Here is a 23,965-nt window from a genome sequence, read left to right as displayed (position 1 = left end):
CGGCAAGGGGGCAGGATGGACTTCCTCGTCCGTCAATGGTGTATCCGACGGACTAGGAAGTCCATCGTACGACTATATCCACAGCCCGTTGACAAGTTTCGCTACGTGATGTGTGCCTCCACCGGCGAAACTCTTGGCGAGTTTCGCATGCGAAATGCTTTACCGCTTTGGGACGCGACCATTAATGACTGGTCGCCAAACGGTTGATCATCGAAGGATCGGTCAAGCTGGGCTGCATCGGGTCCGCTCCGGTGGTGCCGACCAACTCTTCCAAATAGCTGTCCGATTCGACATGAGCACGCATTTCCGATGCATAGGCGAGTCGTTCGTCCAACTCCAAATCTTGCATCGAATCGTTTTGCTTTGAATGCTCGATCATCGATTGCAGTCGCGCTTCGAACGCTTTCCAGTGGTCGATGTCGCGAATTTGCTTCTTCTTCAATCGCGCGGCGTACCAGTCGCTCTTCAGCAACGACTCGCGGGTAAACAACTCGCGAATTTCAGGGTCACTGACGGTTTTGCCTTCGTGTTCGCCATAGGCCATGATGTTCAAAATGGCTTTCAGCGGAGGACAGGCCAATTCATAGCCACCGTCTTCCATGTACGCCAACGCGACTCGTTGCTGAGCCTCGGTGATGTGCATGATGCCGTCGACGTACGATTCCATGTCTTGCAGTTCTGGTTGCAAAATCTCGGGGGTAAAGACCTTTGACGGGTTGTCAAACACGCGAGCCAGATAGGTGCGAACGAAACGAGTCGTGATACGGTAACCCAACCGGCTGGCGGGAACTCGCAAATTGCCGTGGTCGAAATCTTCGACTTTCTCGAGCATCTTGTTGCGAATCATCTCTGCCGGATCGCGTTCTTCGGGACCGAGTCGGCACCACACCTCGGGGATCAACAACGAGATATCGTGACCGACTTCGAAACGAGGTCCGACGTGGCCTGCCGCGGTGCTGAATCCGCCTAAACCCGTCAGGATCAGCGACACCACGGTCGAGTTCAAATCGACCGAAGGCATCAGCGCGTTAAACGGTCCTTTGGTCAGTGCCCCTTCGCTACCTGCACCGGTCGTGCTCGGGCTTTTGCCGGTCAACGAACAAACGTAGTCCATCAACAACTCGGGCAGTTCTTGGTAGTGCAGCGGCGAGTAGACGGCAAGCGAACGGAATCCGGCTTTCGGGTCTGGCGGGTTGTTTCGACGTCCCGACAATACAGCGCCAACCGGAGCATGAATCGGAGCGTCTTCGGCTAACCCGCGATGCAATTGCATGCCACGCATCGCGACGTAGGTGTCACGCGAATTGACCATGTCCGGGCGGTCTTGCAAGTAACGTGGGTTCTTCGTCGGTGCTCCGTTGACGATCCGTGGGTTGGCGGTGCTGACCACGTAACCTTCCTTGGCTTTGGCTGCCTTTGCCAGCATCGCAGCCATGGGAGCGGTGAATTTGTCGAACTCAATCGCATCTTCGACAATTTCGCGGGCCTGCGCCGTGGTCAATGGTTCAAAGTTGCTGATGAAGCTGCCGGGACGCGACAGATCAAGTTCGGTTTGTTTGTCCAACCCGCGATGCACGGCGTCATCAGGACGTTGGAACAATCGGTATTCGCAATTTTCGACAAACTTGTAGCTGCCTGACGGCGTGACGGCTTTGCCGACGTCACCAAGCACATCGGACGGCACGACCACGCTGGCGCTGATGTCGTCTTCTCGTTGGACTTTATCGGCGGCGATGAAGTCTTGCCGTAATTTGAACGTACGCCATCGATTGTTGTCCCAACCGACACGCAGATACGTACCAACCAACGATCGATCGCCGATCTTCAGTTCATGACCCGCCGATCCGTTGACGATATCGACGCCAAAGTGCTCGTGCCAATTCTGTTCCATCCCCGAACGGATGAAGCGTTTGATGATCAAGGCCATCGAATAGACGTGTTCGGGAATCTCACGCAGCCATTGGTTGTATTCGTCATTGTAATCCGGCGAAGGGGTTAGCAACTGGATCACGCTGCCGAGACTACGGCTTGGGTCGAGCACGGGGCGACTTTGTTTTTCGGTGTAGTCCGTTCGTCCGGTGTACTCTTTGGACCAACGATCGTGATAATCACGCGAAAAAATCTCGTCTAGCTTTGCAAAGTCTTTTTCACGGTCGGTGACGAAGATCGGACCATACAACATATAGTCACGCAGACTCTTGCTGATCTCGCTCTTTCCGCCGCCGCTGACCGTGCACGGTTTGTGACAGAAAATTCCTTCGCCGACCGATCCAATCAGCCGCCACGAGGGGGCAGCGGGGTGTTTTTCCAATCGAATCTTGTAGCCGCTTGGTGCGATATAGACATTCGCCGGCGACAGCGGGATCTTTTCGACTTTGCCGTTATTGGTCCACGTGACACAGCGTTCGATCAGCGTGACCTTGGCATTTTCAGGAATATAGACGATCGTCGGGTCGAACCGGTCAATGCCATAGCCTTCGGGTTTGACGTCGACAAACGAGGTGTATTCACGCGCCACGTCGGCAAACCGGCGACCGTTGTAGCGGCGGCTGTTGACTTGGAATTCATCGCCCAATGAATACGAGGCAAATGCCAACGCGCCACCGGCATGCTCTTCCTCGCATCCGCCCATCAAATTGGTGGCGTAGCTAAGTTGTGTTTTGACTTCCTTTTTGCAGTAACCGTAGTAGTTATCGGCGATCAGCGTGACGACCACTCCCGACTCGTCGCGGCACGTCAGTTTGAACGCGCCTCCGTCGTTGTATTTTTCTTCGGGGTCTTTCCAGCACATCGAATCGCGACGTTGTCGTTCGCTGGCATCGTCGTAATGTGGCAGGCCAAGTTCTTTCTTGGTCATGTTGGTCAAATGCGTCGCCAGGATCACGCAGCCGGTGTGACCGCTCCAGTGCAACACGTCCAAGCCGGCGTCGTTACGGCTGCTGAGCGGATCGCCGGCATTTCCGAAAATCGTTTCCACGAAATCGAGGTTACTGATCAATGAACCTGGAGCGAAGAAACGAGTCTCCATCGTTTTTTGGGCACCAAACCCAGGGACTTCGGGGCACACGATTGGACGCAGCAGCAGTGAAACCCAAGTCAACGCGGGCTTGGACGACGTCGACGTGTAGGGCAGCAACATCATGTCGTCCGGAGGCGACATGGCAGCTCGGAAAAGCTTGACAAACACACCTTTGGGAACAACCCGTTTGTCGCTTGGGGCCGGCAATCCGCCTTCGACCACATGAAACGTTCCGGCGGTGGTGCGACGATCGGCGCGAGGATTATTCAGCACACCGTTGACGCAGCGATACGAGCTGACCAGATCGTTTTGGAATTCGTGGCCACCCGCCGGAAGACTCAACTCACGTGCCATGCCATGGCGATCGAGCGTCAACGTCCGGCCTGGCAACCGCAATGGTTCGCCATCGACGACGTCCGCGAAGTAGCCGTTTAAAAAGTTTTCGATTCGCGAATCCACCGGAGCACGATACTCGGCTAGCAAGCGATTCTTTTCGCGCAGACTGTCTAGAATTCCCGCCGAGAAAGTCGTCATCGACTGGTCTTGTTCGCTGTCGGGCGGCAATAGTCCAGCCGAAGCGAGTTGGAGCGTGATGTAATTCCTTAGATTTTCTTTTGCGGCAGGGGTGTTTGATAGATCTCGATCCCACCCCAAAGCTCGTTGAAGTTCTTCCTTTTCGGACTCGCCACTGTGTAACGTGGGGATTTGTGATGACAACATTGCCTAACTCCTGAGCTTAGGGGACTGGAATTCCGCCTTCTGAATTCACACGGTCATGACGCGGTATCACCAAGGAAACCGTCGCAACGGTTGTTATACACCACTGGGCCAACTCGCGAACAGCACGCAATGCTGGTGGTTGATGGCACACCAAAAAAGAAACCCTCGCCGGTGCATTGCACCGACAAGGGTTTCTGGATTGACAGTTCAACGTATCCGTCGACGGATCGTCGAGATCGAATTAGTAATCGTCGTTGGATTCTTCTTCGCGAGCGTACGAGAAATCGGTTCGTTCGTCGACCGATTCGTAGAAACCTTGGATCACATCGTTCGTTGATCCTCCGCCGGCAAGCATCGCCATCATGCGATCACGCGGGTTTTGAAACAACACCTTCAACTCGTCCATGCTGGGTTGGAAGTTGGTTGGCTTGACCACGTACGCCACGCTTTCGGGCATGTTCATCGCCGCGGCGTATTGGCCTACTTCGGAATTGAACACGGCTTTCATGAATTCTTCGCCAACCGAGTTCAGTTCAGGAACGTTACCAATTGACGCACCCTGGAACCCAAACGAATCGAGCCAGCTGAATGGGCCCAGTCCGGTTTTCACTTCGTCTTTGTTTTCTTCGGGAACGAGTTCGGTCAATTCAGCTCCGCTCTTGTTCGCCTTGGCGGCAAGTTCCGCTGCAGCGTCCATCGCCAATTTGCGAGCTTCGCTCAATCGCACGGCTGCAATCACTTCCTCTCGGACTTCTTCGAGCTTGGGTGTGTAGGCTTTTCGTTCGTCGATCTTCCACGAAATGTAGGTCTTACCACCACGGTCATCGACCGTGCGAAGTGGCGAGTAAAGCACCTGGCGAGGAACCTCGCCCATTTGGGTTTGGCCGCCGTACATGAACGTGGTGAAGGCGGGGCCACGTCGCATTTGCTGCGTGCCGACTTCGACCGTTTGTGCGATCGGTTCAGCCTGGATCGACGTCTCGGTGTACGGACCGATCTTTTGGTAACGGAATCCGTATTTCTCGCCCAGCTTCTTCAAATCAAACGGAGCAAGCTCTTCGACCTCAAGCCCGTTCTTGACGTCGCTACTATAGATCGCGTGCTGATTGAAGTAGCGTCGCATTTGCGAGAACATTTCTGCTGTCGCTTTGCCCATGCGTTCTTCGGCGATTGGACGTGCCAACGAATCGGCAATCTCTTCGCGGACCGCCTCGAACGATTCGGTTTCCGGTTGCTTCGTCTCAGGCTCGCTTGGTTTATCAGCAGGCTTTTCGTCAGCTGGTTTTTCCTCGCCGGAGGCTTCGTTCATTTCGGGCTTGGCTTCGTCCGCCGCTTTGTCTTCTTTTTCAGCCTCTTCGGTTTTCTCGTCAGCCTTCTTCTCGTCGGGCTTTTTCTCGTCAGCAGGCTTTTCGGCTGGCTCTTCGCTGGCAGGTTCGCTGTCGGATTCCGGTTCATCGGATTCCGCTTCGTCGCTGGTGTCTTGGAACGCGACAAGACGGATGCCGTTGTCGGTGTTCATGGACTTGCTGCGGCGCGAGGTCTTGTCGGAATCGTCCGCCGATTCGTCGCTGGACTCTTCACCTTCGGCATCTTCGCTGGCAGGTTTTTCGTCCTCAGCCGATTCGCTCGTCGCATCCGTTTCCGCTTCGGGTTTAGCGTCGTCCTCGTTCGCGTCACCCTCTGTCGCTTCGTCAGCGGGTTTTGCTTCCTCGGTTTCAGCCGATTCCTCAGCCGTCATCTCTTCTTCGTCGGTCTGGGCCGCTGGTTTTTCTTCCTTGGGCTGTTCTGCCTTTGGCTCTGGTTCGCTTGTCGATTCTTCTTTAGGCGATTCTTCTGCAGGCGACTCAGTGGCCGTTTCGGTTTCCATCACCTCGGTTTCGACGAGTTCGGTTTCCAGCCCATCGGCCATTGCTGCGTCGTCGGCAGCTTGGGTCGCCGGATCTTCGGGCAACTGGAAATCGCCGCCAGCGAGTCGGCGCTCGTATTCGGCACGTAGTTCTTCTTCGCTGAATTTGACCGCTTCCTCGTCAATGAATGACTGCAGATCCGCGACCAGGTATTCAAATTCGGCGGTGTATTGACGATGAAACGCAGGTTCTGGCGACTGGTCGTTGGGGTCGCGATCCTTGCCCCGCTCGTACATTGCCTTGATTGCCGATTCGCTCGGTTTCGGATCGGTCTTGCTGACGAAGGATTCGACAGGAATGCCATAGGCCGTCGCGGTCGCTTCGCGGTTGAGTTTCAGAAAGTTGGTCCACTCTTCGGCGGGTGTCATGATCGGCATTTGGCCGGCCGCGACCACGGCAAAGCCCGCTCGGTTATACAAATCGGCCAACAAGTGGCTGCGGAGCTGTTCGTACAGATGCACGCGTCCCATTTGGTTACGAGTGCTTTCCATCAGCAACGCGTCGATCTGTTTGTCGGTGAAACGATCGTCAACAAACAGATTCAACCAGGCGCCAATCGCTGCATCGTCGAGTTCGAACCCGGCTTTATTGGCTTCCGAGGCGAATTGCATTGTTTTCAGCGACAGCTGTTCGCTGGGCATTTCGCTGATCCCGATGGACGCGACGCGATTGTTTTGGTCGTCGTAGCGGAACCCTGGGGTTTTGGGGGATCCCCCCGCTGCAATCGTTTTTTCCGCTAACTCACGCAGAAACCGCACGGTCGAATGGTGGTTTTGCGTCATGTAGGAAATGCGATTCTGCGAAATTTCGATTCCGTCGAAACTGGCTAGCTTCGCGTCTCCCCCACCTCCCGTATTTTGACGCAGGTAAGTATCGAGTGCGGGCAGCACGACAAACGAGAACATCGCCAACATGATCAGAAAGACCATCATCGGCTTGAGGTTCTTGCGAAAGATTTCGAACGGACTGTTGTTCATAGCAGACTCTTTCTGGCTTCTTTTTCTGGCGAGGACGCAAAACAGGAAGATTTTTCCGTGCTTTGGGGGAATGTCCGATGGGGTTTTCCGTAAATTTTCTAAAAAAATCGCTCGGTCGATGATTACAAATTTATCGCAATCGTCGTTGGAGTGATCTTGACAACAAGCCGCGATCGACCAACTCTCTGTCAGAAGCAACTGCTCATGACCAAGTGTGCCAACCGAGATGCAAAGCGTATCGCCCCTCAATTTAGAGGGTCAAGCCGAGTATCGCATCCACATCCATGGCGTACTGTTTATTTGCGTACTGTGTTGTTGTACTGACTTTCGGTCCATTTCGTCTAACCCTAACCACGTCGTTTTTTTGTATGGCTAAAAGCACGGGCAAAAGTTTGGTGATCGTCGAATCACCAGCCAAAGCACGCACGATCTCGAAATACTTGGGCAAAGGCTATCAAGTCGAGGCAAGTATTGGACACATTCGGGATCTGCCCGGCGGCGCCAAAGAGATGCCGGAAAAGTACAAAAAAGAGCCTTGGGCCTATCTGGGGGTGAACACCGAGAACGATTTCGAGCCGATCTACATCGTCCCCGATGACAAAAAAAAGCAAGTCAGCAAGCTGAAAGCCGCACTAAAAGACGCCGACAACCTCTATCTCGCGACGGACGAAGACCGCGAAGGAGAAGCGATCAGTTGGCATCTTTTCGAGATTCTCAAGCCGAAAGTGCCTGTCCATCGGTTGGTTTTTCACGAGATCACCAAGGATGCGATTCAAAAAGCGATCGAGAATCCTCGTGACATCGACGGGGGATTGGTCGACGCGCAAGAAACTCGCCGCATCTTGGACCGTTTATACGGTTACGACGTTTCGCAGTTGCTTTGGAAAAAAGTGGGCCGCGGATTGAGTGCCGGTCGCGTGCAGAGCGTCGCGGTTCGCTTGATCGTCCAACGCGAACGCGAACGGATCGCGTTTGTCGATTCGACCTACTGGGACCTCGAAGCCACCTTTGACACCGCGTCCAAAGAATCGTTCAATGCGACGCTCGCCTCGGTCGATGGCCGCAAAATTCCGACCGGAAAAGATTTTGACTCCGAAAACGGCAAGCTAAAAAATCCAGAATTGCTGCAAATGGACGAGACGCAAGCCACGGCGCTCGCCGAGCGGCTTCGCGGAGTCGATTTCAAAGTCACCAAGGTCGAAGTCAAACCGTTCACTGAACGCCCCAAGGCACCGTTTACCACCAGTACGCTGCAGCAGGAAGCGAACCGCAAGTTGGGCTTTACCGCGCGGCGGACCATGCAGGCGGCTCAGCGGTTGTACGAAAACGGTTACATCACTTACATGCGAACCGATAGCACGACGCTCAGCAAAGAAGCGATCGATGCATCACGCAACTTGGTGCGTAGCGAGTACGGCGATACGTTCTTGCACCCCAGCGTTCGGGTGTATGCCAACAAAGTCAAAAACGCACAAGAGGCTCACGAGGCGATTCGTCCTGCGGGGACCCCGTTCCGGCTGCCCGAAGCGGTTCGCGGCGAACTCGATTCGGACCAATTCCGCATCTTTGAATTGATTTGGAAGCGGACGATTGCTTGCCAGATGGCGGACGCCAAGAAACAACGCATCGGTGTGACCATCGAAGGCGGCGGAGCGACCTTTACCGCTAGCGGGACAAGCATCTTGTTCGAAGGATTCTTGCGAGCCTATGTCGAAGGCAGTGACGACCCCGAAGCGGAATTGGCCAACAAAGAACGATTGTTGCCCGCGTTGTCCGAGCAAGACCGGCTCGACGCCGTCAACTTGGACGCAAAGAGCCACACGACCCAGCCTCCGGCGCGGTACAGCGAAGCATCGTTGACTCGCACGCTCGAAGAAAAAGGGATCGGTCGACCGAGTACGTTTGCGTCGATTATCGACACCATCCAAAAACGGGACTACGTCTACAAAAAAGGCAACGCGTTGGTCCCAAGCTGGACCGCATTCAGTGTGATTCGCCTGTTGGAAACCCATTTTGGCGCGTTGGTGGATTACGAATTCACCGCCCAGATGGAAGATTTTCTCGACACGATCAGCCGCAAAGAAGCCGAGCGGCTCGAGTACCTGCGAAGCTTCTATTTCGGCGACACCGACAACCCTGCGACCGAAGATCATCAAGCGATCGGATTGAAGAGACGACTCGAAGAAAAGGTCGAAGAGATCGATCCACGAGTCACCGCGATGTTTTCACTTGGCACGCCCACCGAAGGCGAGCATCGTGAAGAGGTGTTCGTTCGTGTCGGCAAGTACGGTCCGTTCCTCGAACAGGGCGAGCGTCGTGGTTCGATTCCCGATGGTTTGGCGCCCGACGAAATCGATCTGCCCAAAGCGCTCGAACTACTTGAACAGAGTCAAGTCGAAGACGAACCGATCGGAATTCACCCTGAAACCGGCAAGCCAATCTACGTCAAAGTGGGCCGCTTTGGCGCCTACATCCAATTAGGCGAAAACGACGACGAAGAGAAACGCAATCAGTCGCTGCTGAGGGGGATGGAGGTTTCCGATTTGACGCTCGAAATGGCGTGCAAACTGTTGACCTTGCCGCGAACGCTGGGCGATCATCCGGAAAGTGGTGCTCCGATCCAAGCATTTGATGGTCGCTATGGACCGTACATCAAGTGTGAAAAGGACACCCGTTCGCTGCCTGCCGGAGTGTCTCCGTTGGAGGTCACATTGGAAGAGGCGATTGCGCTGCTGAAACAGCCCAAAACGCGTGGTCGTGCGGCACCCAAAGAACCGATCAAAAAGTTCGAGAAACCGTCGCCGGTCACCGAAGGCGAGGTCAAGATTCTTGAAGGTCGCTTTGGGCCCTACGTCACCGATGGCGAAACCAACGCCTCGCTACGCAAGGGCATGGATGCAGCCGAAATGACTTTCGAAGCCGCATTGGACTTGTTGGCTGAACGCGCCGCGAAGGGGCCGAGCAAGAAGAAAAAGAAGGCCAGCAAGAAGAAGGGGGCAACGAAAAAGAAGGCCGCCAAAAAGAAGACGACCAAGAAAAAGGCCGCTAAAAAGACGGCCAAAAAGAAGGGCGTCGTCAAAAAGAAAGCCTAACGGCGCCGGAGCCTCACACCTGGTCGTAGCGAAACTCGTCAACGGCTTGTTGATTTAGTCGTACGATGGACTTCCTAGTCCGTCGAATCCACCATTGACGGACTAGGACGTCCATCCTACACCGCTTGCCGCATGAAACTTCACTAAATCAACAAGCCGTCAAAAGTTTCGGCGGTCTTGCATTCGCAACCACTCGCCACGTCGCCAAGTCTCTTGGCGGCTTTTTTGGGGTTCCAATCGAATGCGATCTCCGCTGCAACTCAATTCGCTAGCTGCGAATCATCGGCCGCGCGGCTTGCCAATGCTGGAGCAGCATTTCGGGCCAATACAGTGCCGGCAAAACGAAGGCGAAATGGGGGGCTCGGGGCGACACGACTAAGGGCATCAAACCATCGCTGATCAGTTGATTGGGAAGATGATGGCGGACAAAATAAACCGTGGATATCATGCACGGTTTCGCTGAAATCGCTTGTGGAACCGGCAGACCAAAAACGCGGATGTATTCGTCGGTCAAGTAGTTCGCAATCGGAGCGAGTGCGGGAGATGCGGGGCGTGTGCCCTTGAGCGATCCGAGTCCCGCAGCAACCTGACCAAGTTCTTCCGGCATGATGTTGGGTGAATTTAACGCGTAGACCATTTCGCCGGGGAGGTCTCTTTTGCCCGGTTGGAATAATTGATTGTTGGCCTGGATCAGATGCCCCCAGACGATCACCCCGTCGCGAAAAACCGATTCTTGAGCAGCCAATGGTTGGCACAGCTTATCCGCAGAGCTGAGTAGCCGTGTCAAAAACGAAAATTTGACGCGCAGGTGAGCTTTCTCTTCGTTGCTGAACGTCCTCGGCGCATTTCCGAACCGCTGGCGGGATTCATTCAACATGCCTGGCCATGTCGTTTGAGGTTGCACCGTAGCGGCGCGAGGTGACGGTGACGACGGCTGTGGAGTGTTTATCGTTCGCGGCCGCGGCTGAGCTGCGATGCTGGCACCTGTGGATTCGCTTGGCGACGGCTTAGCCAAGCGAAGCTGCCTACTGCATTTGGGACACTGCACGATCTCGGCCGAATCCATTTTGACCGACAACATGGTTCCACAGGGACATTTGATACGGCGCATTCAGGTACACTCCCAACGTAAAAGCGACGGAGATTTCAGTTGCAACGCGAAGGATGAAATCAGCATAACGTGCCGAATCTGTTCGCTGGGTTGGTAACGTCCGCGTCAGCAGGTTTTTCTTGCCGCCCGATTTTTTTCGTTGCACTCGATTTTTTCTTGCCGCTCGATCGCAAACGCCGCCGAGATCGAGACCTCTAGCATCGTGGGGACGACACACACGATGGCTCGGTTTCCGCTAACTTGTCGTTTGACGCAGTAATCCAAACGTGACGCCAAAGCGAGATCGCAATCATCGAGATCGCAATCATCGAGATCGCAATCCTATTGCAACCGAGTATGCAAAGCTTGCATCCGAATACGATTCGCGATGGTCGTCCTCGATCCAAATAACGACCGATGCGACCTTGGCTCGGATACCGAGTGAGCTCGGCGATGTTTTGGATGTAGGCGGATGACAGCGTCCGCCACCCAATTGTCCGTTGCTGCGGTTGGGGAAGTTTCCTTAACCTCCTGTTTCGCTCGCCGGTGTCGATTCTGGCAGGATCTGGGGCCACGCGAGGACTGGACGTTTGCGATAGAGTTATTACGCTCATGACTGCGGTGGCCCCCCTTTCTACCTGCGGCCGCAGTGAACTCACGCTTGGTTGACGATGCGATCGTGTTACGTCCCTTTATCCAACAACGTCTGCGGCCCGCTTTGCGAAACCCCGCGACGTTCGCATCGCTGACCACGGTCGGATTGTTTGGAGCCAGTCTTGCATTGAAACTGGTCGGCAACCTTGTGCTTTCGCGGTTGGTGTTGCCCGATGTGTTTGGATTGATGGCGTTGGTCACGATTGCGGTGATGGGGCTGACCCTACTTTCGGATGTAGGGCTCGCACCTGCGGTGGTCCAACATTCCAAGGGCAGCAACCCCGATTTTCTACGCACCGCATGGACTGTTCAAGCGATTCGAGGGATCGCGATTTGGGTTGGTTGCTGGATGGCCGCACCGCTGGTCGCGAAATTCTATAGCGAACCCATCCTCATCGTCCTGATCCCGATCGTCGGATTCACCGCGGCAATCGAAGGTTTCGCTTCGACGGGGATCATGACCGTTCAGCGGCGACTCAAACCGACTGCAATGATCACCTACAACGTGCTCAGCCAATTTTTGGGGACGGTCGTGACTTGCGTGATCGCTTATTTCTACCCCACGGTGTGGGCGTTGGTGGCCGGCGGGTTGGTGGCGTCCGCGAGTCGAATGCTAAGTAGCTATCTGTTGCCCTGCGAAATACGTCATCGATTCGGATGGAACCCCGAGTTCGCTCGCGATTTGTTTCACTTTGGCAAATGGATTTTTCTCAGCACGGCGGCGACATTTTTCGCGATGCAGGTCGACCGCATGGTGCTGGGGCGAATTGGCAGTTTAGAAACGCTTGGCTTGTACACGTTGGCGACCACCATCGCGATGTTGCCAGTGCTGTTGATCACGCATATCGGCGACTACGTGATGTTTCCGTTGTTGGCGCGGTCGGCGCGTGAGACTCCCGAAAAATTGGCAGCCGAAGTTGCACCGGTTCGTGGGCGGATGCTCGGGTTTGGCTTGATCATGAACGTTGGCGTGTTCGCAGTAGCGCCGATCTTCTTTGGTCGATTGTATGGCGCCCAATACGCCGACGCCGGACGGTTGTGTCAGTGGATGGTTTTCGCAGGCTGGGGTAGTGTCGTTTCGGGATTGGCCGTGCAGACGCTGAAGGCGGTTGGCGACGTGCGGTCGATGGCGACCGGAAAAATGATACGTTTCATTGCCACAATCCCCTGTACGTTGATCGGATTTACCCAATTTGGACTCGAAGGGTTTATCGTTGGCTACACCTTGGGGATCGTCCCCGAGCATCTGTGGAACGTGGGCAAGCTGTGGAAGACGCGATTGTCATTTCCGCTGCAAGATTTGGCATACACGTTGGCCTTCACCGCCGCGATCATTGTTTTGCATCAGTTTGGAACCACGGTCGTCTCGTCCGCAGTGCTGGTTTGTCTGGTCAGCGGCGTCACGCTTGCGGCGGTCTACTGGATCGAAAATCGAGCTCGCGGGAATCTCGCCACCCAATCGGTCTAAGGATCGTTGGCGGCAGCGACGACTTGGCCAATAGGGCGTTTTCACTGCGGCACCATCCTCGGCGGCCGTTTTGGGCCGATCCAGGCGGGAAAAAGGCAGCGCTCTCGCCTTGGCGTGGATTGCACGCTAAAATCCTCCACTTCGAACTTAAATCGACAAAACCAACCCACTTAACTGATTGCTGGAGTACCCCGAATGCCATCTGGTATTGAACGCGTCCGAGAGATCCGTCGACTTCGTAAACGTCGCAAAAAGACCCGTCACTTGCTCGACCGAGCTAAGAAGGGAACGATGGAAAAAGCGGAAGTGATTCGCAAACTTCGTCTGCTCACGCCTGGTGCTGACGTGATCATCGAGCGCGAAGGCCTGAAGGGCTAAATCGTTCCTGCTTTGGAACGAGATCGATTTTTCATTCCCCTTTGCCACCGCCATGGCTGCGGGCAAAGGGCTCGGCACCTGCGGGAACCTTCTTCTGCGATGATTCCCAACGCGATGCTTTCCCGTCTGATGTTCTAGCGTCGTTGCGAAAACTCGCTAAGCGTTTGCTCGCACCCACGTCCTGCTGTGACGTGGATTTGGCAGCGATGCGGATTTAGCGGCAAAGATAAAGCGACTGGATTTAGCGTTTGTTCGCGGCTGCCCGGGTGGGAATGGGCAACGTAGACGCCACCCATGCTTACCAACGCAGCAATGCGGTTCCCCAGGCCAATCCGGCACCGAAACCGCATAGCAGCACCAATTCGCCTCGTTGGATTCGCCCTGCTCGCACCGCTTCGTCCAGCGCCAACGGGATGCTGGCGGCCGAAGTGTTGCCATAGCGATCCAGGTTGACGAAAACGTCTTTGGGGGCGATGTCCAGATCGGCAACCGCCGAGTCGATGATCCGTTGGTTGGCTTGATGCAGAACGACCAACGACAATTGGTCCGACGTCACTCCGGCGTGCTGCAGTACTTGTTTCGCACTCTCGTCAAACACGCGGACGGCCCATTTGAACACGCCTCGGCCGTCCATCGTCATGTATTGAGCACCTTCGGCAAACGCTTCGGGGGTCAAAGCACGCCGCGTGCCACCGGCCGGAATGCACAACATCGACCCTCCGCAACCTTCGCTACCGAGTTGGTAGGACAATAATCCTTGTTCGTGTAACCGGCTCGCCGAATCGGTTGCTTCTGCATCGCTCTCTGGTTCCGCCGGGGTCATGATCACCGCACCCGCTCCGTCACCAAACAGGGGGTAGGTCTTTACATCCTCGGGGTTCACTGTGCGGCTCATCATGTCAGCACCAACGACCAGGACACGGCGACTATTTCCCATTCCAACGAATTGGGCCGCCGTGATCATGGCGTAGGTAAATCCTGCACACGCCGCGTTGATATCCATCGCCGGCGCCACCGATCCGAGCATGCGTTGCAATTGGCATGCGGTGGAGGGTGTCGGGTAATCGGGGGTCATCGTCGCGACGATGATCAAATCAATCTCGCTGGCGTCCATGTTCGCGGCTTCCAAGCATCGCAGTGCAGCTTGGTAACACATCTCGCTGGTGGATTGATCATCCGCCGCACGGCGACGTTCGCGGATGCCGGTCCGCCGCACAATCCACTCGCTATCGCATCCCAGCGAGGCAAGATCCTCGTTGGTGACAATTTGCTCGGGGACGTAAGATCCCGTCGCCGCCACGCGAACGCCTGCCACCTTTCCCATCCGGCCACGATAATTCAGCTCGCCACTCGGGCTGGCTGCTGCCTTTGAGGCACACGAAGCGTCGGCACTCGGTGGTTCCGCAGACGAAACGTTGGTGTCCGCAGAGGTTTTGCAAGTGGCTTGGTTTTCGGTCGCAGAACGATTGGGCGAGTTCGACTGGGTCATTGCAGCTTGATAAGAGTGAGGAAGCTCGCAAAATGGAGAGCGAAGAGGTTAAAATAGAGACTCAGGTGTTCGCATGGCGATACCAATCGCTGGCTCCAAAGAGGCGGCCCAAAATATAGCTTTTCAGACCCGATTGCGTTAGACGTGCACTCAATTGCACACCCCAGCTGAATTCTCGTGGTCATCCTCTCTGTGGGTGGATCCCGTTTCGTTTCTCGATTCTCAAGCAAATTGTCGCAAATTCCCTCCCGCAACGATTTCGTGTCACGGCTGCGGGTTGGCCGCGCCCGGACCGCAATCCTGGCGGGAATCGTCGTTTTTACCGCCGCCGGATGGATCGCCGCTTGGAGCGGTTTCACCACGCACTCAAAAAAGCAGATTTTTCGCGTCAGTGGGTTTTCCATGGCGCCGACGCTCTGTGGCGATCACCAGATCATCCGCTGCCCTGGTTGCCGTATCGAGATGAAAGTCGCTGCGGAGTCGGCTTCGACGCTGATCGCGTCGGGACGCCAGGTGACGTGTTGGCATTGTGGCGAAAAAAGGAAGTACGACAGCGCCGCGGTCCAGGGCGATTGGGTTGCGGGAGATCTCGTCGAGGTCACGCCGATCGAATCAAACGCCGAGAACCCGCTTCGCATCGGTGACATGATTGCCGTCGATCTCGAGGGGCAATTGCGGGTCAAACGAATCCTGGCATTGCCGGGTGATGTGGTTTCGCTTGACGAGCGGCGTTTGTGTGTGAATGGCAAGCGGCTCGAGTTGCAGCTGGCGGAATCGGCGGACAACCGCAGCGGGACACTGATCGATGTCGACATCGATCGCCACCGGTCGATATCACGCTGGGCTCGTGCGACCGATCCCGAATTTTCGGATTGGCTGGTTTATCACCCCCAATCGGTTTACGAACATTCGCGGCCGAGCGAGATCTATGACGATTACCCCTGTAACGTCGATGTGATTCGCCGGCTCGATCCTGTGGATCAATTGGCGGTTTCACTGTCGCTGAGCGTTGCCGCCACGATCGATGTCGCGTTTTATTCAGCTGATGGAACGCGTGTCGCGACGCGGAATCTCGCGGCCAACGAATTGGCAACGTTCTCTGTGGGAACGTCTAGCATGGTGGGGACGGATGAACCGCAGAGTACGATTTCGCTGACTTCGAAAACCCCGCTAGCGATCCGAGTTCGGGGGGCCGCTGCGGCGCGTGACATCGTGGAAGATCTGCGGGTTCGCAGGTCGATCGAATATCGCTTGCGGAGTCGAGATTCCGTTGCCGCGTATCCGCTGACGTTGAAGCAAGATGAATGTTTTATCGTTGGCGACAACGTGCCGATCTCGGTGGATAGCCGCGACTTTGGCCCGCTGCCCATCAAAAGTATCGTCGGCGTCGCCCGCCGTTTGACGCCGCAGTAGCGTGGTCATCGCGACTTGGCACGGAAGCTGCAATATGTTGGGGGTATCGGCGATTTGTGCCAGAATGACCGGCCGGCATTGCTGACGATTTTTTGGGGGGCCGCAACCTGTCGGACGAGGCTCCTGATTCGGGTGGCAGTGTTCCACCGACCGCGTGTTAGGTAATAAAGATGTTTGTTCGGCTTCTCGCTGCGTTTATCATCATCCCGCTGGTAGAGCTCTATTTGTTGCTGCAATTGGCAGACGCCACCAGTGGTTTGACGGCGTTTGCAGTGGTCATCGGTACCGGAGTGCTTGGCTCGTTTCTGGCTCGCCGCGAAGGCGCTAACGCTTGGTTTCGTTTTCAAACCGCGTTGGCCGAAGGCCGGATGCCGAGTCGCGAGATCCAAGATGGATTGATGATCGTCTTTGCCGCCGCGATGTTGCTGACTCCGGGGCTGCTGACCGATACGCTGGGTTTTGTTTTGTTGGTTCCTGCCGGACGTGCGTTGGTTCGCCGTTACGTGCTGAGCCGCTATATCGGATCGGTGCGCGTTCATGTCCAAGGCCAGCGAGGCACCAGCGGCTTTTCGGCTGATGACACCGACGTCGAATCACCCCTTTACCCACCCCGCCGTCCGAGTTCATCCAAAACGATCGACGCCACCTCGTATCATAAAACCCACGAATAAGTGCCCGGGTAAACCAGTGCCCGGGTAAACCAGTGCCCGCGTCTAAACCAATGCCCGCGTCGTCCACTGGTCGCCCCTATCAATGCAGCAGCCCATTGTCGGATACCACCGAGACGAAGAAGGCCATTGGGTCGCCCAGCTCCGGTGTGGACACTACCAACACGTCCGACATGATCCTCCGTGGATGAATCGTCTGTGGGTGACGACAGCGGCGGGTCGCGAGTCTCGGTTGGGCGTGAAATTGGAATGCAAGAAGTGCGACGAAGGGGCGCCCAGTGATCCCCCGCTGCCAAGCTGCCAATCGGACTGCTAGCCGATGTGAGTGCCGGATGTTCCAATAAGGCTAGCGGTTTCCACCCTTTGTTCCTTTCCAACATCCGATACGTCGATGGTTCACGATTCCACGGTGCTCGCCAGCGTCCAGTCCATTCATGAGGCCGAAACGCGAATTCGCGACAACGTCCGCCATACGCCGTTGTTGCCTAGCGCGCGGTTATCGCTTGCGTTTGATGCCAATGTGCTGCTGAAACGCGAAGATCTACAAGACGTTCGCAGCTACAAGATTCGTGGTGCGTACAACCGGATGACGCAATTGACGCCCGCGCAGCGAGCTGCCGGCGTGGTCTGCGCCTCCGCTGGCAACCACGCTCAAGGGTTCGCCTATGCGTGCAACGCGATGCAGATCAATGGCCGCATCTATATGCCTGCGGTGACACCCAAGCAGAAAGTTGACAAGGTTCGCATGTTCGGCAAAGAACACGTGGATGTGTTTTTGGTGGGCGATACGTTTGATGACGCTGCGGCCGAAGCGCACAAAGCGACCGCCGAAGGATTGACCTACGTGCCGCCGTTTGACGATCCTGCGATCGTGGCGGGTCAAGGCACCGTCGGGCTCGAGATCCTTGCCGACTACACCGAGCCGATCGACTATGTCTTGGTCGCCGTCGGCGGCGGCGGATTGATCTCGGGATTGGGAAGCTATTTTCACCATCAATCACCGGCGACGAAGATCATCGGAGTGGAACCGACCGGGGCACCGGCGATGTATGAAAGTTTGCGTCAAGGCAAAGTGGTCACCCTGGAGACGATCGACAACTTCGTCGATGGGGCGGCGGTGAAACGCGTGGGGGATTTGAATTTTGCTATCGCGCAACAAGTCGTTGACCGGATGCTGCTTGTTCCCGAAGGCAAAGTCTGCAGCGAGATGCTGCGGCTGTACAACGACGAAGGTCTGGTGGTCGAACCGGCCGGCGCGCTGGCGATTGCGGCACTCGAGCAAATCAAGGACGAGATCCAAGGCAAAACCGTTGTCTGTATCGTCAGCGGCAGCAACAACGACATCAACCGTACCGAAGAAATTCGCGATCGAGCGTTACTGTACGAAGGGCTCCAGCATTACTTTATCATCAAGTTCCCACAGCGCGCCGGAGCGCTGCGAGACTTCTTGAACAATGTGCTCGGCCCCACCGACGACATTACCCACTTCGAGTACACCAAGAAACACAATCGTGAAACCGGTCCCGCGCTGGTCGGATTGCAGATCGCCAAAGCCGATGACTACGCCGGGTTGATCGAGCGGATGAACGCCAGCCATATCGAATACCAAGTCGTCAACGAGCAGCGAATGCTGTTTGATCTGCTTGTCTAAATGTGGGATAGGCTTCCATCCTTTCACGTCACATCGATGCATTTTCAGCGTAGCGGAAGTCGTCAAGACTTTCGTTGGATTGAGGGATGCACCCCGAAACTCTTGACGAGTTTCGCTACGAAAACGTTCGCAGCGTTATCCGTTTCGGCTAACTCAGCGTAGCGGAAGTCGTCAAGACTTTCGTTTGTATTAAGGGATGCACCCCGAAACTCTTGACGAGTTTCGCTACGAAAGCATTCGCAGCGCTATCCGTTTTGGCTAACTCAGCGTAGCGGAAGTCGTCAAGACTTTCGTTGGATTGAGGGATGCATCCCGAAACTCTTGACGAGTCTCGCTACGAAAACCGTCGTAGTGTTATCCGTTTCGGCTAACTCGGCGTAGCGGAAGTCGTCAAGACTTTCGTTGGATTGACGGATGCACCCCGAAACTCTTGACGAGTCTCGCTACGAAAACCGTCGCAGCGCTATCCGTTTTGGCTAACTCAGCGTAGCGGAAGTCGTCAAGACTTTCGTTGGATTGAGGGATGCACCCCGAAACTCTTGACGAGTTTCGCTACGGAAACGTTCGCAACGCTATCCGTTTCGGCTAACTCAGCGTAGCGGAAGTCGTCAAGACTTTCGTTGGATTGAGGGATGCATCCCGAGACTCTTGACGAGTCTCGATACGAAAACGTTCGCAGCATTATCCGTTTTGGTTAACTCGGCGTAGCGGAAGTCGTCAAGACTTTCGTTGGATTGAGGGATGCATCCCAAGACTCTTGACGAGTCTCGATACGAAAACGTTCGCAGCATTATCCGTTTTGGCTAACTCGGCGTAGCGGAAGTCGTCAAGACTTTCGTTGGATTGACGGATGCATCCCGAAACTCTTGACGAGTCTCGCTACGAAAACGTTCGCAACGCTATACGTTTCGGCTAACTCAGCGTAGCGGAAGTCGTCAAGACTTTCGTTTGTATTAAGGGATGCACCCCGAAACTCTTGACGAGTTTCGCTACGAAAACGTTCGCAGCGTTATCCGTTTTGGCTAACTCGGCGTAGCGGAAGTCGTCAAGACTTTCGTTGGATTAAGGGATGCACCCCCGAAACTCTTGACAAGTTTTGATTTAGTGATGTTTCCTGCGGCAAGGGCCGTATGATGGACTTCCTAGTCCGTCAATGATGTATTCGACGGACTAGGAAGTCCATCGTACGACTAAATCAACGAAACTTTTGACAAGTTCCGCTACGTGGCGCTAGACTCTACACCACCAACTCGGACGCACTATCGCGATTCTTCCAAAGATACAAAATTCGCATCGACGTTGCGGGGTGGATTCCATCGCCTTCGCCCAGGATACGAAACAGCGATTTTTCAGGTGCCGCCAGGATCATTTGCACCAATTGTTCGATTTGACGTTGGTTCAAACGGACATCCTGAGGGTCATCCAGGATCGATTCCCATTCCAATCGATCGATGTTGTTGATCTGTTTGGCCTGCAACTCGAGTTGTTCTTTGAGGTCGTCCTCGTCGATGTCGTTTTCCCAGACGTATTTGATAAAACCGGATACCGAGGCACTGCGATTGGCCTGCGTTCGTTGCTTCAGTTCACGCGTGACCGATTCGAACAATTCGGGTTCGGCCGCGTGGCCGTAGGGGATCGCTTTTTCGACTGCGGCCGCCATTTCACTTGGGGTTAGCAGTTCGTTGCCGGCGTTAAGCGCCATGACTTCGAGTTGAATCAGAAAACGCATCTCGGCATCCAAACCGACTTTTAGCAAACCGCTAATCGAGGCCTCGATTCCGTTGACCTGCGCCCCAAAGTCATCGCATAGGTATTCGATCGTTCGTCCGTGTCGCACCCTGCCGATTCCGCTAACGAACCAAAAGGCTGTACTGATTGCCGAGACGATGATGAAACCGAGATAGCCAACCGCCTGCAGCCACTGGACGGCGAGAATGCCGACCAACGCCCCGAGCACAATCGTCAGCAAGCGAAATCGCTCACCTGCCAAGTTGAATCGGTAGTAATGGCCAAGTTCATGCCCCATCACCGCTTGGACTTCATCGCCTCGCAATTTGTGCAGGACTTGGCGGTGCAGGTAGATCCCGTTTAGCCCACCAAAGATGCGGCCCAAACGCATGGCACCGGCGTTTAGTGATTTGTCGCTGGTGACGTAAACCGGCAGCCGCTCGTCGGGCAGTTTCAACCGCTGAAGTGTTTCACGATAGAGCGTTTGCAGTTTGTATTTATCGAGCTCGCCGAACCGTGTGGTTTCTTTGATGTCCTCGATTCGTTTCTTCTTTTGACCCCATGTACGCGCCAATTCCATCGCAAACGGACCGAGGATCACCAAACATGCTGTGACCGAGACGATCGGAGCGAACACGACTTGTTCCCATCGAATCAACGCGATCAGCGCGATGATGCCGATCACGTGTACGGTGATCCATAGCCATGTGAACTGATTCGCGCGACGCAGTTGTTCGAGCAACGCTTCGCGATCGGGAACCGCTTGTAAATTCATCAAAATGCTGCGTCAATCAAGGCTGTGAGAATTCCGCCAGTCGGTTTGCCACGCGTCTGGAAATAGACATCGCCTGGGCCGGTGTAGCGGTTGATCAAACCTTCGCCGGACATCAGCGAATCTTTCAGCGACTCGGATGCTTTGACGAGTTTGTAAGTGACGGTGTCCGAAAATGCGACCATAAATCGATTGTCCACGTACAGTGTCTCGTTCACAGCGAGTTGACGATGTTCGATCGCGCCAAAGGCTTGGCAAAAGACATGTCCGCGTCCCGTCGCGTGCATCAGAAACAATCCCTTCTTGCTCATCAATCCCTTTAGCCCACCGTACTTGATTCGCACGTGAGTCGTGCCGATGTTGGCCAAATAGGATCCGCGTGTCAGGTAGTAGCCCGATTCGGCGTCCAGGCTCAGCACGACGATGTCGCCGTAACTTTCCGGAGCCAGTACGACGGTTTGCTCGTCGGATTTGGCGCGAAATTCGGCGGTGAAGAAACTTTCGCCCCCAAGCATACTCTTGATGCCGCCAAACCACGAATTGCGTGGCCGCCGCCGTGCCGATGGCGTCTCCGCTGCAGACGACGGCTGCTCGTTGGAAGATTCAGAGGAAGATTCAGTTTCGTCGTCCGAATCCAACCGGCCGACGTGGGCCGAGATCGAAATCCCAGCCGACATCGTCAGCATGCTGTTCGGCTGCGCTACCACGTACTCGTGCTGGGCAAGCGAGAATTCGAGCGTGGAGAAAACAGGAGCGTGGTTGACGCGGAATTCCATGGGTTTTGGTGGAGCGATCTGAACGCTCGTGTTTCAGAGGCTTCAACAAGAAATGGAAAACACTTGGCGACGTCCTGTCAACGCAAACAAATCAGAAATCGTCAGCGGTATCGGCCGCATACTTGTTACGCAACAAGTAACCGGCGAACGCAATCACCGCAAGGATCCCAAGAAAAATAAACAGGGCAACCATCCGCGATACACCCAAGACATCGGAGATGCCAGTGATGCAAATGTCATAAATGACAATGCGAATGAACCAGCCAACCAGTCCACCAAGCCCGCCGCCGCGGCGTGCCAATAATGACGAATGAAGAGATAGCACTAAATTATCCTGCTCACAATGGTCAACAAATGATGTAACTTTGGATCAACGTTTTGACCACCAGAGCGAAGCCGAGCTTCCATGTGCCAAATCGTTTCACACAACGATGGGACTGGTATAAGAGGAATTGATCCCTCTGTCAATCTTTTTCAGGGCCACCCGGCGGAGGCGGCCGACCAGCATGCTGATTAATCCGTAGAAAACGGATAATTCTTTCAAAATGCCATTGACCCACCGCTAACATCTCGTTGTGCAAAGGACGCACTCTGCTTGCCGGCAGCAGACCTCGCAAAATGCGAAACGAGTTCCAAGTCACTGGAACCCGTTTGTCTCTGTTTCTTTCTGAATCCAACTCGATTCGTGTTGCGACAGTGTTGTCGCGCTGACCTCGCAGCCATTAGCTCGGGTGCATTTTTTCGCGATTTCGTATTGGATCGAAGCCAAAAACAAATTTGAGAGAATCGTAAGATGAGAAATTTCGTTGTAATGGTTGCCGTCGCCGCCGCAATGTCGGTCCCCGCCTTCAGCTCCGCAGAGGAAAAGGAGTCGCACACGTCCTCGGGCAAAACGATTGTTGAGATCGCCGCTGGCAACGAGGACTTTAGTACGTTGGTCGCTGCGGTCAAAGCCGCTGGTTTGGCCGAGACGCTTAGCAGCAAAGGGCCGTTCACTGTCTTCGCTCCGACCAATGAAGCGTTCGATAAGCTGCCCAAAGGAACGGTCGAGTCGTTGCTGAAACCCGAAAACAAAGACAAGTTGGTTTCGATTTTGAAGTACCACGTTGTCTCGGGCAAAGTCATGGCCGCCGATGTCGTCAAGCTAGACGAGGCCAAGACGGTACAGGGACAGTCGGTCCAAATCAGCACTGGCAGCGAAGGTGTGTCGGTCAATAAGTCAAAGGTCGTTAAAACGGACATCAAGGCATCCAATGGAGTGATCCACGTGATCGACTCGGTTTTGATCCCGTCGGACAAATAAACTTCAAAAACGATCGGATCGCACCGATCACGACCACCGTGAATTCTTAGCCTCGGCAGTCCCCAATGGAGATCGCCGAGGTTTTTTCGTTCTCTGTCTAGCATCTCGCTCAGCACAGCATCTCGTTGCAACGTGCTTTACATCCTGAAACGCTTCCGCATGGAGTTCGGATGGGCGAAAGTCTTCACCGCTGCGATGAGGCAGAAATCAAGTGCAGGGGCGTTTGCGGCCCCCTTGCTTTGACAGTAGAGGGCTTTCTCGTTACTCTGATGTGCAGCCTCTTTTTTGTGTCGTTATCGATGTCGCGTATCTCGCTTCTACTTTTCGCTGTTTTTTTGTCGGCCGGCGCCGTGGCGTCGTCGTCGGCCCAAGGAAGTTGCGGTGATTGGTTGGCGCATTCCGGCGACACGGCAACAACGACTGACGGCGTCCAAAATGACGTTTCGGTTGAAAAGAGCGAACGAGTGTCGGACCAATCGAATTCTCATGAATCGCGAGCACGTCGCTGTCGCGGGTTGCACTGTGAACAGGCTCCGCTTGGCCCGGCCCCGCTGCCTGCTTCGCCGATCAACGACCAGCGACTTCCCGATTTAGCCTGCCTGATGGCGTTGCCCAACTCGGACGATTTCGAGATTGTTGGCGGCATGGCCGAATCGAAAATCGGTTTGCTTGTTGGCAATGCGATCACGATCGAGCGTCCTCCCAAGCACCGTCCGCTTTGTCACGGATAAAACACCGGGACCGGCCGAAGCGAAGATCGCCTCGATTTTCGTTGCTCTGAAGCCGCCGTAGCGGAAGTCGCCTAGACTTTCGTCTCGCCAACGGATTCGCCCCTAACGTTCGCTCCTGCGATTTTATCT

17 protein-coding genes are annotated in these 23,965 nt (G+C 55.0%); 9 read left to right on the top strand and 8 right to left on the bottom strand.

From position 1 onward, the window contains the following. Positions 1–181: 181 nt before the first annotated feature. Together ABEA92_RS04350 and ABEA92_RS04345 are read right to left on the bottom strand one after the other, a co-directional pair. A complete protein-coding gene (locus ABEA92_RS04350) occupies positions 182–3,739 on the bottom strand; it encodes a PPi-type phosphoenolpyruvate carboxykinase family protein (protein WP_345682583.1) in 3,558 nt (1,185 codons plus the stop codon). Positions 3,740–3,980: 241 nt separating this feature from the next. Beyond that, positions 3,981–6,623 (bottom strand): PspC-like choline-binding domain-containing protein, encoded by a 2,643-nt coding sequence (locus tag ABEA92_RS04345; RefSeq protein ID WP_345682582.1) that lies wholly within the window; start codon positions 6,621–6,623, stop codon positions 3,981–3,983. A gap of 368 nt (positions 6,624–6,991) precedes the next feature. Between ABEA92_RS04345 and topA the strand changes: the two genes are divergently transcribed. After that, positions 6,992–9,715: a type I DNA topoisomerase gene (topA, locus tag ABEA92_RS04340; protein WP_345682581.1), complete on the top strand. Its 2,724-nt coding sequence runs from the start codon at positions 6,992–6,994 to the stop codon at positions 9,713–9,715. A 268-nt stretch (positions 9,716–9,983) separates the two neighbouring features. Here the strand turns inward: topA and ABEA92_RS04335 are convergent, their stop codons facing one another. After that, the gene (locus ABEA92_RS04335; RefSeq protein WP_345682580.1) at positions 9,984–10,592 is read right to left on the bottom strand and encodes a hypothetical protein; all 609 of its coding nucleotides are present in this window, start codon (positions 10,590–10,592) and stop codon (positions 9,984–9,986) included. Positions 10,593–10,740: 148 nt separating this feature from the next. Beyond that, a complete protein-coding gene (locus ABEA92_RS04330; protein ID WP_345682579.1) occupies positions 10,741–10,971 on the bottom strand; it encodes a hypothetical protein in 231 nt (76 codons plus the stop codon). A gap of 483 nt (positions 10,972–11,454) precedes the next feature. On the opposite strand from ABEA92_RS04330, the gene ABEA92_RS04325 reads away from it, so the two are divergent. Continuing rightward, on the top strand, positions 11,455–12,927 hold the full coding sequence (locus ABEA92_RS04325) for an oligosaccharide flippase family protein (protein WP_345682578.1): 1,473 nt from the start codon (positions 11,455–11,457) through the stop codon (positions 12,925–12,927). 195 nt (positions 12,928–13,122) lie between these two features. Beyond that, complete coding sequence (locus tag ABEA92_RS04320; protein ID WP_008693550.1) at positions 13,123–13,305, top strand: DUF6800 family protein; 183 nt, start codon at positions 13,123–13,125, stop codon at positions 13,303–13,305. A gap of 298 nt (positions 13,306–13,603) precedes the next feature. Here the strand turns inward: ABEA92_RS04320 and ABEA92_RS04315 are convergent, their stop codons facing one another. Continuing rightward, entirely contained in the window at positions 13,604–14,794 is a 1,191-nt protein-coding gene (locus ABEA92_RS04315; RefSeq protein ID WP_345682577.1) for a beta-ketoacyl-ACP synthase III, read from the bottom strand. Between the two features lie 261 nt (positions 14,795–15,055). Between ABEA92_RS04315 and ABEA92_RS04310 the strand changes: the two genes are divergently transcribed. The 4 genes from ABEA92_RS04310 (at position 15,056) to ilvA (ending at position 18,526) form a co-directional block, all read left to right on the top strand. Beyond that, positions 15,056–16,207, top strand: a complete 1,152-nt coding sequence (locus ABEA92_RS04310; RefSeq protein ID WP_345682576.1) for a S26 family signal peptidase — start codon at positions 15,056–15,058, stop codon at positions 16,205–16,207. 170 nt (positions 16,208–16,377) lie between these two features. After that, a complete protein-coding gene (locus tag ABEA92_RS04305) occupies positions 16,378–16,878 on the top strand; it encodes an FxsA family protein (protein WP_345682575.1) in 501 nt (166 codons plus the stop codon). 82 nt (positions 16,879–16,960) lie between these two features. Then, on the top strand, positions 16,961–17,191 hold the full coding sequence (locus ABEA92_RS04300) for a DUF3565 domain-containing protein (protein ID WP_345682574.1): 231 nt from the start codon (positions 16,961–16,963) through the stop codon (positions 17,189–17,191). Between the two features lie 75 nt (positions 17,192–17,266). After that, positions 17,267–18,526 (top strand): threonine ammonia-lyase, encoded by a 1,260-nt coding sequence (gene ilvA / locus ABEA92_RS04295; RefSeq protein WP_345682573.1) that lies wholly within the window; start codon positions 17,267–17,269, stop codon positions 18,524–18,526. 1,237 nt (positions 18,527–19,763) lie between these two features. On the opposite strand, the gene ABEA92_RS04290 is transcribed toward ilvA, so the two are convergent. The 3 genes from ABEA92_RS04290 to ABEA92_RS04280 form a co-directional block, all read right to left on the bottom strand. After that, positions 19,764–21,029: a M48 family metallopeptidase gene (locus ABEA92_RS04290; protein ID WP_345682572.1), complete on the bottom strand. Its 1,266-nt coding sequence runs from the start codon at positions 21,027–21,029 to the stop codon at positions 19,764–19,766. Continuing rightward, a complete protein-coding gene (locus ABEA92_RS04285) occupies positions 21,029–21,802 on the bottom strand; it encodes a TIGR00266 family protein (RefSeq protein WP_345682571.1) in 774 nt (257 codons plus the stop codon). The genes ABEA92_RS04290 and ABEA92_RS04285 overlap by 1 nt, the downstream gene beginning before the upstream one ends. Before the next feature lie 91 nt (positions 21,803–21,893). Continuing rightward, entirely contained in the window at positions 21,894–22,127 is a 234-nt protein-coding gene (locus ABEA92_RS04280; RefSeq protein ID WP_345682570.1) for a hypothetical protein, read from the bottom strand. 468 nt (positions 22,128–22,595) lie between these two features. Here ABEA92_RS04280 and ABEA92_RS04275 point away from each other — a divergent pair, with 468 nt between their 5' ends. Together ABEA92_RS04275 and ABEA92_RS04270 are read left to right on the top strand one after the other, a co-directional pair. Continuing rightward, positions 22,596–23,105 (top strand): fasciclin domain-containing protein, encoded by a 510-nt coding sequence (locus ABEA92_RS04275; RefSeq protein ID WP_345682569.1) that lies wholly within the window; start codon positions 22,596–22,598, stop codon positions 23,103–23,105. A 299-nt stretch (positions 23,106–23,404) separates the two neighbouring features. Further along, a complete protein-coding gene (locus ABEA92_RS04270; protein ID WP_345682568.1) occupies positions 23,405–23,836 on the top strand; it encodes a hypothetical protein in 432 nt (143 codons plus the stop codon). Positions 23,837–23,965 lie beyond the last annotated feature (129 nt).

It is taken from the genome of Novipirellula caenicola, from assembly GCF_039545035.1.
Taxonomy (GTDB): Bacteria; Planctomycetota; Planctomycetia; order Pirellulales; family Pirellulaceae; genus Novipirellula; species Novipirellula caenicola.
The sequence above is the reverse complement of the archived record's forward strand: the minus strand, read 5'-3'. Positions and strand labels throughout refer to the sequence as shown.

Excerpts from the sequence above, each read along its gene's own strand:
- ABEA92_RS04350 (WP_345682583.1), bottom strand. The coding sequence starts at position 3,739 with ATGTTGTCATCACAAATCCCCACGTTACACAGTGGCGAGTCCGAAAAG.
- ABEA92_RS04345 (WP_345682582.1), bottom strand. The coding sequence starts at position 6,623 with ATGAACAACAGTCCGTTCGAAATCTTTCGCAAGAACCTCAAGCCGATG.
- topA (WP_345682581.1), top strand. The coding sequence starts at position 6,992 with ATGGCTAAAAGCACGGGCAAAAGTTTGGTGATCGTCGAATCACCAGCC.
- ABEA92_RS04335 (WP_345682580.1), bottom strand. The coding sequence starts at position 10,592 with ATGTTGAATGAATCCCGCCAGCGGTTCGGAAATGCGCCGAGGACGTTC.
- ABEA92_RS04320 (WP_008693550.1), top strand. The coding sequence starts at position 13,123 with ATGCCATCTGGTATTGAACGCGTCCGAGAGATCCGTCGACTTCGTAAA.
- ABEA92_RS04315 (WP_345682577.1), bottom strand. The coding sequence starts at position 14,794 with ATGACCCAGTCGAACTCGCCCAATCGTTCTGCGACCGAAAACCAAGCC.
- ABEA92_RS04305 (WP_345682575.1), top strand. The coding sequence starts at position 16,378 with ATGTTTGTTCGGCTTCTCGCTGCGTTTATCATCATCCCGCTGGTAGAG.
- ABEA92_RS04300 (WP_345682574.1), top strand. The coding sequence starts at position 16,961 with ATGCAGCAGCCCATTGTCGGATACCACCGAGACGAAGAAGGCCATTGG.
- ilvA (WP_345682573.1), top strand. The coding sequence starts at position 17,267 with ATGGTTCACGATTCCACGGTGCTCGCCAGCGTCCAGTCCATTCATGAG.
- ABEA92_RS04290 (WP_345682572.1), bottom strand. The coding sequence starts at position 21,029 with ATGAATTTACAAGCGGTTCCCGATCGCGAAGCGTTGCTCGAACAACTG.
- ABEA92_RS04285 (WP_345682571.1), bottom strand. The coding sequence starts at position 21,802 with ATGGAATTCCGCGTCAACCACGCTCCTGTTTTCTCCACGCTCGAATTC.
- ABEA92_RS04275 (WP_345682569.1), top strand. The coding sequence starts at position 22,596 with ATGAGAAATTTCGTTGTAATGGTTGCCGTCGCCGCCGCAATGTCGGTC.
- ABEA92_RS04270 (WP_345682568.1), top strand. The coding sequence starts at position 23,405 with ATGTCGCGTATCTCGCTTCTACTTTTCGCTGTTTTTTTGTCGGCCGGC.